The following is a 12,252-nucleotide window of genomic DNA, read 5'->3' on the forward strand; positions in this document are numbered from 1 at the left end:
CGGTGGCGGGGCCGCTTGCGCAGTGCGCTCCCCGGGGCTGCCCATCGGGTGATCGTCGGTGCTGGACATCCGCCACCAGTATGACCGCGCCCGTGGCATGGTGGCCGGCCCCTGTCCCTAGAAGGTCAGCCGGTCTCGCTCCACTTGGGCGTGGTGCGCAGCACTTCCTCGATCGTGGTGCTGCCGTCGGCGACCTTCATCACGCCGGCCAGGCGCAGCGGGTGCATGCCGTCGGCCAGGGCCTGGCGGCGCAGGGCGGCCGGGTCCAGCACCGGATGCACGGCGGCGCGGGCCGCGTCGCTCATCACCATCAGCTCGTACAGGCCGGCGCGGCCGCGGAAGCCCGTCATGCGGCATTCCAGGCAGCCCACCGGCCGGTAGGCCCGCACCGCGCCCTTCAGCCGCCACGGATGGGCGGCGGCATCCAGCGTTTCGCGGGTGGCGCCCTCGTCGCGCACCTTGCAGGCCGGGCACAGCGTGCGCGCCAGCCGCTGCGCCAGCACGCCGATGACGGTGGCGCTGATGAGGTACGGCGGCACGCCCAGGTCGGCCAGCCGGGTGATGGCGCTGGCGGCGTCGTTGGTGTGCAGCGTGCTGAACACCAGGTGGCCGGTGAGCGCGGCCTGGATGGCCATCTCGGCGGTGGCCAGGTCGCGTATCTCGCCCACCATGATGATGTCCGGGTCCTGCCGCATCAACGCGCGAAGGCCTTCGGCAAAGCCCAGGTCCAGCGCGGTCTGCACCTGCGTCTGGTTGAGCGCGGGCTCCACCATCTCGATCGGGTCTTCGATCGTGCAGACGTTCACCTCGTCGGTGGCCAGCTTCTTCAGCGTGGAATACAGCGTGGTGGTCTTGCCGCTGCCGGTGGGCCCGGTCACCAGGATGATGCCGTGCGCGCGGCCGGTCAGCTCCTGCCAGCGCTGCGCCTCGTTGGCGCCGAAGCCCAGCGCCTCGATGCTCTTGACCACGGTGTCGGGGTCGAAGATGCGCATCACCATCTTCTCGCCGAAGGCCGTGGGCAGCGTGGACAGCCGCATCTCCACCTCGCCGCCGGGCACGCCGCCCACCTCGGGGCGGATGGTCTTGATGCGGCCGTCCTGCGGGCGGCGGCGCTCCACCACGTCCATGCGGCCCAGCAGCTTGATGCGCGCGGTCATCGCGGTCATCACCGAGGCCGGCAGCTGGTAGACGGTATGCAGCACGCCGTCGATGCGGAAGCGGATGGCGCCCATGTCGCGCCGCGGCTCCAGGTGGATGTCGCTGGCACGCTGGTCGAAGGCGTACTGCCACAACCAGTCCACCACCTGCACCACGCCCTGGTCGTTGGCGTCCAGCTGCTTGTTGGCCTTGCCCAGCTCCACCAGCTGCTCGAAGCTGGCGATGGCCGAGGTCTCGCCGCTCCGGGCCGCGGCCTTGACCGACCGCGCCAGCGTGTAGAACTCGGTGGTGTAGCGCTGCACGTCCACCGGGTTGGCCAGCACCAGCTTGAGCTTCTTGCGGGTGTGGCCCTCGATCTCGGACAGCCAGCCGGTGTCCAGCGGCTCGCTGGTGGCCACGGTCACTTCCACCAGCCCGACGTTCAGCGGCAACGCGCGGCGCGATTCGGCATAGTGGATGGACATGACGTCGGCCACGCGGCCCACGTCCACCTTCAGCGGGTCGATGCGCACATAAGGCATGCCGAGGTGGCCGGCCAGCCATTCGGTCAGGGCCTCGGTGTCCAGCGGCTTGCCAATGCCCTGGCGCACCAGGCCGGCGGCGCCCAGGCGCACCAGCGGATGCTGGCGGCTGTCGCCGGCGCCGAAGCGGCGGGCCACGCGCTCGGCCTCCTCCGCGGCGATCCAGCCATCGGCCTGCAGCCACTGCAGCAGGGCCCGCCAGTCGAGCCGGCCGGCAGGTGCGTCGGCGATTGCGCGCTGCGCAGGGGAGGAAGCGGCTGGATTCATGCGGGCGTGTACTGCGGCGGGCGGTTCGGCGGGGATCAGGCGGCGGCGGCCGGCAGCGGCAGCGGGCGCACCATGCGCAGCCACTTGCGGGCCGGCACGCCCAGCGGGCCGAACCGCTTTTCGATGTTATCGGCGCGGGCAATGAGTTCTTCACGATCCGGCACCACCACGCCGCGCGCGGCCACCACCACGGTGTTGCCTTCGCGCGTGGGCCGCAGGCTCCACACCTGGTCGCGACCGAAGGCGGCGGCGATGCGCTCGGCGCTCGCCAGGAAGCTGGCATGGCGGCCGAACAGGTTGACCGTCATCAGCCCGCCATGGGCCAGCACGCGATGGCAGTCGGCGTAGAAGCGCTCGTCGTCCAGCACCGGCGCGGCAGCCTCGTGGTCGTACAGGTCGACGTTGAGCACCTGCACCGTCTGCGTGTGGGCCGCGCTGCGCACCCAGGCGCCTGCGTCCTGGTTCAGCACCGTCAGCCGCTCGTCGTCGTCACCCAGCCGGAAGCGCATGCGGCAGGCGGCGATGACGGCCGGGTTGATCTCCACCGCCGTGGTCCGCATGCGCAGCACCTGGTGGCAGAAGCGGGTGATGGCCGCCGCGCCCAGCCCCAGCTGCACCGCATGGCCCTGCGTGAGTTCGTCGGTGGGGCGCCACAGCATCCAGGCCATCATGCGCTGGATGTATTCCAGCTCCAGCGCACGTGGCTTGGCGATGCGCATGGCGCCCTGCACCCAGACCGATTCGAGGTGCAGGTAGCGCACGCCGTCCAGCTCCGACAGCGTGACCTCGGGCAGGGAGGCCGCCTTCATGCGGCCACCCCGGCGGCCACGAAGGCCTCGCGCCAGGCGGCCAGCTTGCGCTCGAAGGACCAGCTCGCGTTGGCCGGGCTGGTGGATGGCAGGCGCCACACCGGCAAACCGAGCGCCGCAGTCACGCGCATGGAGCGGGCCGATTCGGCGCCGTTGTGCGCGATGCCGCGCAGGCCGGGTGCGTGCCGCAGCAGGTCGGGCAGGTCGTTGGGCTCGGCGGCCTTGATCGCGCTGTCCAGGCTGCCGGAGCGGCGGCAGGCCGCATACACATCCCACAGTCCGAGGCCGCGGTCGCGCACTTCCTGCAGGCGCGCTTCATAAGTCAGGGAACGCAGGTCGATCTCCCAGAGGGCCGACAGGATCGGCCAGAAATGATTGCGGGGATGGGCGTAGTACTGCTGCGCCACCAACGACCGCGCACCGGGAAAGCTGCCCAGCACCACCAGCCGGGTGTGGGAGGCGATGACCGGCGCCAGGCCGGTGAGCACGGGCAGCGGCCCGGTCATGCAGCGAGTGCCGACAACCGCGGCAGCGCGGCGCGCGCATTGTCGGCCGTGCGGCGGGCGGTGTGCTCCAGCGTCCAGCCGCGCAGCTCGGCCAACGTGCGGGCGATGCGCGGCAGCTCGGCCGCCTCGTTGCGGCCGCTGGCCTCGCCCTGGGCGCGGGTGTCGGCGGTGCGGTAGAGCCAGTGCGGCGGGATGTCCGGCGCGTCGGTCTCCAGCACCGGCACATGGTCCGGCACGCTGGCGGCCAGGTGGCGGATCTGCCGTGCGCGCTCGAAGGTCATCGCACCGCCGAAGCCCAGGCGAAAGCCGCGGTCCACGAACTGCGCGGCCTGCGCGTCGCTGCCGTTGAACGCATGCACGATGCCGCCGGGCACCTCGATGCGGCGCAGGTGCTTGAGCAGCAGGTCGGCCGAGCGCCGCACATGCACGATGACCGGCAGGCCGGCATCCCGCGCCAGCTTGAGCTGGGCCGCATAGAAGCGCTCCTGCCGCGCGACATCCAGCCCGGGCACGAAGAGGTCGAGGCCGATCTCGCCCACCGCCACCAGCCGCGGGTCGTCCGCATGTTCGCGCAGCGCCTGGGCCATGCGGTCGAGGTCCTCGTCGGCCGACTGGCCCACGTACAGCGGATGGATGCCCCAGGCATAGGCCAGGCCATGCTGGTGCGCCAGCGTGCGAACCGTATCGAAATGCTTCACCAGCACCGCCGGCAGCACCAGCATGCCAACCCCTGCCGCACGGGCCCGGGCCACCACTTCGCCGCGGTCGGCGTCGAATTCGGGCGCGTCGAGATGGATGTGGGTGTCGATCCAGGACATGGCATGGATCATGCCGCAGCAAGCCCGAAGTCCCGGCTTGCTGCGCAAACCCGCATGCCGTGCTACTGTCGTCTTGAGTCTTCTTGACTGTTCAGGGGCGTCATGAAACGAACTCCGCTCTACAGCGCGGCCAGCCGCTCGCGGCAGGCCGCTCCTCCGGTGCCCACGGCGCCGACCGAGGCCGCACGGCGCAGCGCCGCGCCGGGCCCATCGCCCGGAGAAGCGTCGGCGCATGGACCGCCCGAGGCAAGCGCCGGTGCAGGTGCGCCACGGCCGCCGCGCGGCACTTCCACCCGGGCAGGCCGCTGGGCCTTCGCGGGCGGCGGTGCGCTGGTGGGCCTGTGCGTGGCCACCGTGGCGCTGTTGATGCTGCAGCCGCCCGGCCAGCGGCTGACGCAGAAGGACATCGACAAGGCGGTGCTGCACACCCTCAACACCAAGCCGCTGCCGCAGCTGTCCACCAAGGCGGCCGACATCGTTCGGCCATCGGTGGTGCGGGTGGTGGGCCTGTCCAGCCCCAGCGATGCCGAGGCCAAGGACGACGATGAGGGCGGCGTGGGCAGCGGCGTGGTCATCACCGACCGCGGCGTGATCCTCACCAACCTGCATGTGGTGGCGGGCTCGCGCCGGGTGAAGGTCACGTTTGCCGACGGCACCGAGGCCGACGCGCAGGTGATCAACGTGCAGCCCGAGAACGACCTGGCGGTGCTGCAGGCGCAGAAGCTGCCCGACGACCTGGTGCCCGCCACCATGCGCTCCACCGGCGACCTGCGCCCCGGCGACCGGGTGACGGCGGTGGGCTTTCCGTTCGGCATCGGGCCTTCGGTGTCGCACGGCGTGGTCTCGGGGCTGAAGCGCGAGTTCCGCTCGCCCGAAGGCAAGCAGGTTCTCACCAACCTCATCCAGTTCGACGCCGCGGCCAACCCGGGCAATTCGGGCGGCCCGCTGGTCACCGACGAAGGCGAGGTGGTGGGCATCGTCACCGCCATCCTCAACCCGGTGCAGCAGCGCTTCTTCGTGGGCATCGGCTTTGCCGTGCCCATCGAGAACGCCGCGGCCGGCGCCGGCATGCACCCGTTCTAGGCACAGCCTGTCCTGTTTCCAGTTCACCAGGAGTTCCATCGATGGATAACCAACGCAGCGCCGCCGACGTCAGCACCTTGATGGAGCAGGTGCTCTACGAGGTCAAGCGGGTGGTGGTGGGCCAGGACCGCTTCCTCGAGCGGGTGATGGTGGCCATGCTGGCGCAGGGCCACCTGCTGGTCGAAGGCGTGCCCGGCCTGGCCAAGACGCTGACGGTCAACACGCTGGCCAAGGCGGTGTCGGGCCAGTTCAAGCGCATCCAGTTCACGCCCGACCTGGTCCCGGCCGACCTGGTGGGCACGCGCATCTACAACCAGAAGAGCGGCGACTTCAGCACCTCGCTGGGGCCGGTGTTCGCCAACCTGCTGCTGGCCGACGAGATCAACCGCGCGCCGGCCAAGGTGCAGAGCGCGCTGCTGGAGGTGATGCAGGAGCGGCAGGTGACCATCGCCGGTCACAGCTACCCGGTGCCCAAGCCCTTCCTGGTGATGGCCACGCAGAACCCGATCGAGACCGAAGGCACCTACCCGCTGCCCGAGGCGCAGGTGGACCGGTTCATGATGAAGGTGATCGTCGGCTACCCCACCGACGAGGAAGAGTTCGTCATCGTGCAGCGGGTGACCGGCGCGCCGGTGGACGTGGTGCCGGTGGCCACCACCGACCAGCTGGCCGCGCTGCAGCAGGAGTGCCGACGCTCGTACGTCGATCCGTCGCTGATCAACTACGCGGTCAAGCTGGTGGCCGCCACCCGCGAGCCCGGCCGCTTCGGCCTGCCCGACCTGGCGAAGTACATCACCTTCGGCGCCAGCCCGCGGGCCACCATCAACCTGATCGAAGGCGCGCGGGCGCTGGGCTTCCTGCGGGGCCGCAACTATGCGCTGCCGGAGGACGTGAGCGACCTGGCTGCCGATGTGCTGCGCCACCGCCTGTCGCTGAGCTACGAGGCGCTGAGCGACGGCATCACCGCCGAGCAGATCGTCTCGCAGATCCTGCAGAAGGTGCCCGCGCCGGCGCGGCCGCTGGAGCACCAGGACGCCAAGGTCGTCAACGGCTGAGCCGGCACGCCACCATGCAAGCCACCGAAACCCCGCCCGGCGGCGTCGAGGCGCTGCTGACGCAGCTGGAATGGACCGTGCTGCGCCGCCTGGACGGCTGGCTGCAGGGCGACTACCGCACGCTGATGCGCGGCAACGGCCTGGACCTGGCCGACCTGCGCGAGTACCAGCACCACGACGACGTGCGCCACATCGACTGGAACGTCACCGCCCGGCTGCAGCAGCCGCATGTGCGCGAGTTCACCGAGGACCGGGAGCTGAGCGCCTGGTTCCTGCTGGACCTCAGCCCGTCCATCGACTTCGGCGCCCGGGTGCGCAAGCGCACGCTGTCCACCCACTTCGTCGGCGCGATGGCACGCGGCCTCACCCGCCACGGCAATCGCGTGGGCGCCCTGCTCTACGGCAGCCAGGTGGACGCGGTGATCCCCGCGCGCGGCGGCCGCCGCCATGTGCTGCACCTGCTGCACCGGCTGCAGTCGCGGCCCGCGGCCAAGCTGGGCACCGGCACCCGGCTGGCCGACCTGCTGCAGCGGGCGGCCGGCGCGATTCCGCGGCGCTCCAGCGTGTTCGTGGTGTCCGACTTCATCAGCGAGCCCGGCTGGGACAAGCCGCTGGCGCAGCTGGCCCGCCGCCATGACGTGGTGGCCGTGCGCCTGTATGACCCGCTGGAGATGAAGATCCCCGACCTGGGCATGGTGCTGATGCAGGATGCCGAGACCGGCGAGCAGATGTTCGTCGACACCGGCGCGCGCGGCTTCCGCCAGCGCTTCGAGAAGATCGCCGCCGAACGCGAGGCCGCGCTGCTGGACGGCCTGGCGCGCGCCGGCGTGGACACGCTGGAGCTGTCCACCGAGGACGACCTGGCCGATTCGCTGCTGCGCTTCGTCGATGCCCGCAAGCAGCGCAGCCGACTTGCAGCGGGGGCCGTCGGCACCCGGAGGTTTGCATGATGAACGGATTCAATTTCCTCTGGCCCGACCTGCTGTGGCTGCTGCTGGCGGTGCCGCTGCTGGTGCTGCTGTACCTGTGGCTGCTCAAGCGCCGCAAGCGCAGCGCGGTGGCCTGGGCCAGCCTGGGCATCGTGAAGGAGGCGGTGGGCCGCGGCAACGCCTGGCGCCGCCATGTGCCGCCGCTGCTGTTCCTGGCCGCGCTGGTGTCGCTGCTGCTGGCCATCGCGCGGCCGGCGGCCAAGATCACGCTGCCGCTGGTGGAGCAGACCATCGTGCTGGCCATCGACGTGTCGGGCAGCATGCGCGCGGCCGACGTGGAGCCCAACCGCTTGGTGGCCGCCCAGAACGCGGCCAAGAGCTTCATCGCCGACCTGCCGCGCCAGGTGCGCGTGGGCGTGGTGAGCTTTGCCGGCACCGCCGCCGTGGTGCAGCCGCCCACCACCAGCCGGGACGACGTGGCCGCCGCCATCGACCGCTTCCAGCTGCAGCGGGGCACCGCCATCGGCAGCGGCATCGTGCTGTCGCTGGCCACCATCTTCCCGGATGCCAACATCGACCTGTCGCAGGTCACCGGCCAGCGGCCGATGCCCGGCGGGCTGGACGAGAAGAAGGCCGACCCGGGCACCGCGCCGGTGGAGCCCGGCTCCTACAACTCGGCCGCCATCATCCTGCTGACCGACGGCCAGCGCACCACCGGCCCCGATTCCATCGACGCTGCCCGCATGGCCGCCGACCGCGGCGTGAAGGTGTACACCGTGGGCATCGGCACCAAGGAAGGCGAGACCATCGGCTTCGAAGGCTGGTCGATGCGGGTGCGGCTGGACGAGGAGACGCTGAAGAACGTGGCCTCCGCCACCCGCGCCGAGTACTTCTACGCCGGCACCGCCGAGGACCTGAAGAAGGTGTACCAGTCGCTGGGCTCGCGGCTGACGGCGCAGAAGAAGGAGACCGAGATCACCGCGCTGTTCGCCGGCCTGGGCGCAGCGCTGGCGGTGGCCGCAGCGGCGCTGTCGCTGCTGTGGTTCCACCGGGTGCTGTAGCGCCCCGTGCTGCAGCGCGCCGTCAGTTGAAGCGCGTGGCCAGCGCCTCCGACGCCTTGGCGGTGGACAGCGCGCGGCGGCCGATCACCTCCACCCGCTGCACCGGCTGCACCGGCTGCGCCGGCGCGGCCGCGGCTTCCTGGCTTTCCTGCAGCGAGGCACGGCGGCCGATCACCACCACCTGCTGCACGCCCTGAGGCTCCACCGCCGGCGGCGGCAGGCGCTTGCCCACCACCACCACGCGCTGCACCGGCTCGCCAGCCTGGGCGGCGGGTGCGGCCGCCAGGCCGGCGGCGGCGGCGATGGCGGCGCTCATCACGAGCACGGTGGTGCGAAGCGGGCGTTGCATGTTCATGGCGGTACTCCTGGCTGCTGACGGGGTCAGTGTGCAAAGCCGCCGGCTGCGCAACCAGCGGCGTGCGACGAACCGCCGCCACGGCGGTGCGAGCTGCCGTGCAGACCGACCGGCTGCGCCGCCTCGCTACAGTGCGGCACCCGTTTCCGCTTTCAGTTCAGGATCCCTTTGCCATGACCGGCTCCCACCGCCCACTGGTTCGTGTCTTCCTCACCGGGCTGCTGGCCGCCCTGCCGCTGGCCGCCACGCTGGCCATCCTGGTGTGGCTGGTGCAGCTGCTGCTGCAGTGGGTGGGCCCGGGCAGCCTGCTGGGCAGCGTGTTCGTGGCGCTGGGCTTCGGCCTGGGCGGCACCGCGGTGCTGGGCTACCTGCTGGGCATCGCCTTCGTCTGCGCCGGGCTGTTCGCGCTCGGCCTGCTGGTGGAAACCGGCCTGCAGCGTGGCCTGGCCCGGCTGGTGGATGGCGTGATGCTGCGCATCCCCGTGGTGCGCACGGTGTACGACATGGTGCGCAAGATGGTGGGCCTGTTCGCACCCGGGCAGGACGACAGCCTGCGCTCGATGAGCCCGGTGTGGTGCCACTTCGGCGGCGTGGGCGGCGCGGCCGCGCTGGCACTGCTGGGCAGCCCGGAGCCGGTGCTGCTCGAAGGCCGCCGCTACCTGGCGGTGATGGTGCCCACCTCGCCGGTGCCCATCGGCGGCGGGCTGCTGTACGTGCCGGAGGAATGGGTGGTGCGCGCCGACATCGGCATCGACGCGGTGACCAGCATCTACGTGTCGATGGGCCTCACCTCGGCCCAGCACCTGGGCGCCGCGGCGCCGGTGCGTCAGGGGCCCTGAAAGCCGCCGGCGCGCAGCGTGATGACCAGGGTGTCCCGGTGGCCCTGGTCGCCGTCGGGCTGGATGGGCGTGCTTTCGTGGATCACGCGCGCATCATCCAACAGCAGCGTGGTCCAGGGCTGGGTCATCGTGAAGCGCAGGCCGTGCGGGCCATCGGCCTCGAACACGCGGGTCTCGCCGCCCTTCACATGGTGGCGCTGCACCAGCATCACCGCCACCAGGTCCACGCCGTCGCGGTGCGCGCCTTCAGGCGTGGGCCGCCCGATGCCGCCCTGGGTGTCGATGCGGAAGGGATGCGCCTCGATGTACCAGGGCTGGCTGCCGCGCAGTGCGCTGGCGCGCCCGGCCAGCATGCACAGCAGGCGGTGCCACAGCGGATCGCCCACCAGCGCCGGCTCGATGGGCTCGAACCAGCGCTCGATGCCGCCGTGCAGCGCGTTGTATTCCACCGGCTGCCAATGCGCGCGGTGCGGCATCAGGGCCACCGCCTCGCCTTCCACCACGAAGCAGCCATGGCGCCGGCGGCGGTAGCGGCCACCATCGCGCAGGTGCTCGTCGGGCGGCAGGCGGTCCCAGAAGGGCAGCCAGCGCGCCAGGGCCTCGGGCGTGGCCTGGAGGCTGTGGCACAGGCCGGCGGCATCGAGCACCGCATGGCCCTGGCGTTGCATGGCCGCGTCGACTTGCGCGGGTGGGGTGATGGGAGGCTGCAACATGGTGCACCGAGGATAACCGGCCGGCGTACACCGCCGTCACGGCACAATCGGTCACCCTTGCGGCACCGTTCGATGTCCATCAAGCACCGCATCCTCGTCATCGTGCTGGCGCTCCACGCGCCCTGGCTGCAGGCGCAGACGCCGGCGGAGCTCGTCCTTTCCGGCCGCCAGGCCCTGGGCGCCGACCCCGAGGCCAGCCGCGCGCTGGCCGGACGCGCGCTGGAAGCCCTGGCCCGCCGCCCCGATGCGGACGTGCACCTGCGTGCCCGCCTGCTGCTGTGCGACTACTTCGCCGAACGCGACCTGGCCGCCGCCGAGCAGCAGGCGCAGGCGATGCGCGCGCTGCTGCCGGCCACCCGCCGCGGCGGCGCGGAGGCCGCCGTCCTGCTGTGCGAAGGCGTGGCCCAGGAAGCCCGCGGCGACAGCCGGCGTGCGCTCGCGCTGTTCGACCGTGCGGTGTCCACCGCGGCCGCCGGCGGGGACGACGAGCTGATGGCCGACGCCCTGTTCCAGCGTGCCTACCTGCGCGGCGTGCAAGGCGAGCTGGCGGCCGGCCTCACCGACATGCGCCGCGCCATGTCGCTGTACGAGAAGCTGCAGCAACCGCAGCAGGCGCAGAACGCGCTCAGCGGCATCGCCATCCTCTACAACCGCATGGGCGACCATGCGCAGGCGCGGCACTACTTCGAGGCCTCGCTCAAGCTGCAGCGGGCCTCCGGCATGTCCCGCGAGGAACTGGTGACGCTGCACAACCTGGGCCGCACGCTGGAAGGCATGGCCGACTGGCCCGCCGCGCACAAGGCCTTCGAGGAGGCGCTGCACCTGGCCCGCCGGATCCACTACCCGCGCGGCGAGGCCTATGCATTGCGCGGCCTGGCCAGCGTGCGCAATGCGCGGCAGGCGCCCTCGGAGGCGCTGGCGCTGCTCGACCTGGCCTCGCAGATCCAGCAGGACACGCCGGACGAGCGGCTGCGCGGCCAGTTCCTGCTGCAGCGGGGCATCGCGCTGCGCCAGCTGCACCGGCCGGCCGAGGCAGTGGAACTGCTGCAGCAGGCGATGGAAATCTTCCGCCGCGCGGATTCGCTGGCCGAGCAGGTGGCCGCCGGTGGCGAGCTGGCCGCAGCGCTGAAGGACAGCGGCGACTGGCGCGCCGCCTTCACCCACCATGCCGCCTTCAAGGAAGCCTCCGACACGCTGCTGCGCCGCCAGCTGGACCAGCGCTTCGCCACGCTGAAGATCGAGTTCGACAGCGCCGCCAAGGACAAGGAGAACGCGCTGCTGCAGCGTGAGAAGAGCGCCGCCGATGCCGCGCTGGCCCAGGAACGGCGGGTGGGCCGCCTGAAGCTGGTGGTCATGCTGCTGGCCACCGCGCTGGTGGTGGTGCTGGCCGCGCTGGCCTGGCGCCAGCGGCGCAGCGGCCGCACGATGCAGAAGCTGGCGATGACCGACGAGCTGACCGCCCTGCCCAACCGCCGCCATGTGCTGGCGCGGCTGGAAGCCCTGCTGGCGCCCGGCGCCGGTGGCGGTGCGCTGCTCATCGTCGACCTGGACCATTTCAAGCGCTTCAACGACGAGCGCGGCCACCTGATCGGCGACGAGGTCCTGCGCGCCGTGGCCGACGTGCTGCGCCAGGCGGTGCGCCCGCCGGCCGCGGTGGGCCGCCTGGGTGGCGAGGAATTCGTCGTGGTGCTGCCGCGCGCCGACGTGATGCGCGCCGCCGAGGTGGCGGAAGACCTGCGCCGCCGGGTGCAGGCCATTGACGCGGCGCCTTGGAGCCTGGGTTCGGGCACCGAGATCACCACCAGCGTGGGCCTGACGCTGACCGAGCCCGGGGACGACCTGAGCACGATGCTGCGTCGGGCCGACGAGGCCCTGTACGCGGCCAAGGCCGCCGGTCGCAACCGCGTGGTGGTGCGCACCAAGGTGACGGAGGCGCAGGACGGCCAGCAGGCCGATGCGGTGATCGGCGCGGCCCGGCAGGCGCTGCGCCTGCCGCTGGCGTCGGCGGACGCCGACTCTCATTCCCGGGGTTGACACAGGTCAAGTTTCACTCCGGTGACTTTTATCACTTGACTCTAATTTACTGCCATTTCTAGCCAGTTTGCCTAGACTGGGTTGGTGGCTCAACTGCACGACTC

12 protein-coding genes are annotated in these 12,252 nt (G+C 71.5%); 6 read left to right on the plus strand and 6 right to left on the minus strand.

Annotation, left to right across the window (positions count from 1 at the left end; translation table 11 throughout):
* Positions 1–125: 125 nt before the first annotated feature.
* The 4 genes from VO99_RS07765 to VO99_RS07780 are packed head-to-tail and all read right to left on the minus strand — an operon-like array spanning position 126 to position 4,079.
* A complete protein-coding gene (locus tag VO99_RS07765; RefSeq protein ID WP_046112408.1) occupies positions 126–1,946 on the minus strand; it encodes a GspE/PulE family protein in 1,821 nt (606 codons plus the stop codon).
* 35 nt (positions 1,947–1,981) lie between these two features.
* Positions 1,982–2,755, minus strand: coding sequence for a spermine/spermidine synthase domain-containing protein (locus VO99_RS07770; RefSeq protein ID WP_046112260.1), 774 nt, complete (start codon positions 2,753–2,755; stop codon positions 1,982–1,984).
* Positions 2,752–3,261, minus strand: a complete 510-nt coding sequence (locus VO99_RS07775; RefSeq protein WP_046112261.1) for a DNA-deoxyinosine glycosylase — start codon at positions 3,259–3,261, stop codon at positions 2,752–2,754. Before VO99_RS07775 ends, VO99_RS07770 begins: the two co-directional genes overlap by 4 nt.
* Positions 3,258–4,079, minus strand: a complete 822-nt coding sequence (locus tag VO99_RS07780; RefSeq protein ID WP_157039484.1) for a TatD family hydrolase — start codon at positions 4,077–4,079, stop codon at positions 3,258–3,260. Before VO99_RS07780 ends, VO99_RS07775 begins: the two co-directional genes overlap by 4 nt.
* A 102-nt stretch (positions 4,080–4,181) precedes the next feature.
* Here VO99_RS07780 and VO99_RS07785 point away from each other — a divergent pair, with 102 nt between their 5' ends.
* From VO99_RS07785 to VO99_RS07800, 4 genes are read left to right on the plus strand one after another with little or no spacing between them, the layout of a single operon-like run.
* Positions 4,182–5,162: a S1C family serine protease gene (locus VO99_RS07785; RefSeq protein ID WP_046112263.1), complete on the plus strand. Its 981-nt coding sequence runs from the start codon at positions 4,182–4,184 to the stop codon at positions 5,160–5,162.
* Between the two features lie 41 nt (positions 5,163–5,203).
* Positions 5,204–6,217, plus strand: a complete 1,014-nt coding sequence (locus tag VO99_RS07790) for an AAA family ATPase (RefSeq protein WP_046112264.1) — start codon at positions 5,204–5,206, stop codon at positions 6,215–6,217.
* 14 nt (positions 6,218–6,231) lie between these two features.
* Entirely contained in the window at positions 6,232–7,167 is a 936-nt protein-coding gene (locus tag VO99_RS07795; protein ID WP_046112265.1) for a DUF58 domain-containing protein, read from the plus strand.
* The gene (locus VO99_RS07800; protein WP_046112266.1) at positions 7,167–8,207 is read left to right on the plus strand and encodes a VWA domain-containing protein; all 1,041 of its coding nucleotides are present in this window, start codon (positions 7,167–7,169) and stop codon (positions 8,205–8,207) included. Before VO99_RS07795 ends, VO99_RS07800 begins: the two co-directional genes overlap by 1 nt.
* A 22-nt stretch (positions 8,208–8,229) precedes the next feature.
* Here VO99_RS07800 and VO99_RS07805 read toward each other — a convergent pair whose 3' ends face one another.
* Positions 8,230–8,562, minus strand: a complete 333-nt coding sequence (locus tag VO99_RS07805; RefSeq protein WP_046112267.1) for a hypothetical protein — start codon at positions 8,560–8,562, stop codon at positions 8,230–8,232.
* Between the two features lie 173 nt (positions 8,563–8,735).
* Between VO99_RS07805 and VO99_RS07810 the strand changes: the two genes are divergently transcribed.
* Positions 8,736–9,401 carry a DUF502 domain-containing protein gene (locus VO99_RS07810; protein WP_046112268.1) on the plus strand — a complete coding sequence of 222 codons (666 nt, stop codon included), beginning with the start codon at positions 8,736–8,738 and terminating at the stop codon, positions 9,399–9,401.
* On the opposite strand, the gene VO99_RS07815 is transcribed toward VO99_RS07810, so the two are convergent.
* Positions 9,389–10,114 (minus strand): 2OG-Fe dioxygenase family protein, encoded by a 726-nt coding sequence (locus VO99_RS07815; RefSeq protein ID WP_046112269.1) that lies wholly within the window; start codon positions 10,112–10,114, stop codon positions 9,389–9,391. The genes VO99_RS07810 and VO99_RS07815 overlap by 13 nt on opposite strands.
* A gap of 72 nt (positions 10,115–10,186) precedes the next feature.
* Here VO99_RS07815 and VO99_RS07820 point away from each other — a divergent pair, with 72 nt between their 5' ends.
* Entirely contained in the window at positions 10,187–12,148 is a 1,962-nt protein-coding gene (locus VO99_RS07820; protein ID WP_046112270.1) for a tetratricopeptide repeat-containing diguanylate cyclase, read from the plus strand.
* Positions 12,149–12,252: the final 104 nt, after the last annotated feature.

This window comes from Aquincola tertiaricarbonis (assembly GCF_000969605.1).
In the GTDB taxonomy this organism is placed as follows: Bacteria; Pseudomonadota; Gammaproteobacteria; order Burkholderiales; family Burkholderiaceae_C; genus Aquincola; species Aquincola tertiaricarbonis.

Coding starts and splice junctions, on each gene's coding strand:
- VO99_RS07790 (WP_046112264.1), top strand. CDS start 5,204: ATGGATAACCAACGCAGCGCCGCCGACGTCAGCACCTTGATGGAGCAG.
- VO99_RS07795 (WP_046112265.1), top strand. CDS start 6,232: ATGCAAGCCACCGAAACCCCGCCCGGCGGCGTCGAGGCGCTGCTGACG.
- VO99_RS07780 (WP_157039484.1), bottom strand. CDS start 4,079: ATGTCCTGGATCGACACCCACATCCATCTCGACGCGCCCGAATTCGAC.
- VO99_RS07810 (WP_046112268.1), top strand. CDS start 8,736: ATGACCGGCTCCCACCGCCCACTGGTTCGTGTCTTCCTCACCGGGCTG.
- VO99_RS07765 (WP_046112408.1), bottom strand. CDS start 1,946: ATGAATCCAGCCGCTTCCTCCCCTGCGCAGCGCGCAATCGCCGACGCA.
- VO99_RS07815 (WP_046112269.1), bottom strand. CDS start 10,114: ATGTTGCAGCCTCCCATCACCCCACCCGCGCAAGTCGACGCGGCCATG.
- VO99_RS07775 (WP_046112261.1), bottom strand. CDS start 3,261: ATGACCGGGCCGCTGCCCGTGCTCACCGGCCTGGCGCCGGTCATCGCC.
- VO99_RS07805 (WP_046112267.1), bottom strand. CDS start 8,562: ATGAACATGCAACGCCCGCTTCGCACCACCGTGCTCGTGATGAGCGCC.
- VO99_RS07770 (WP_046112260.1), bottom strand. CDS start 2,755: ATGAAGGCGGCCTCCCTGCCCGAGGTCACGCTGTCGGAGCTGGACGGC.
- VO99_RS07785 (WP_046112263.1), top strand. CDS start 4,182: ATGAAACGAACTCCGCTCTACAGCGCGGCCAGCCGCTCGCGGCAGGCC.
- VO99_RS07800 (WP_046112266.1), top strand. CDS start 7,167: ATGAACGGATTCAATTTCCTCTGGCCCGACCTGCTGTGGCTGCTGCTG.
- VO99_RS07820 (WP_046112270.1), top strand. CDS start 10,187: ATGTCCATCAAGCACCGCATCCTCGTCATCGTGCTGGCGCTCCACGCG.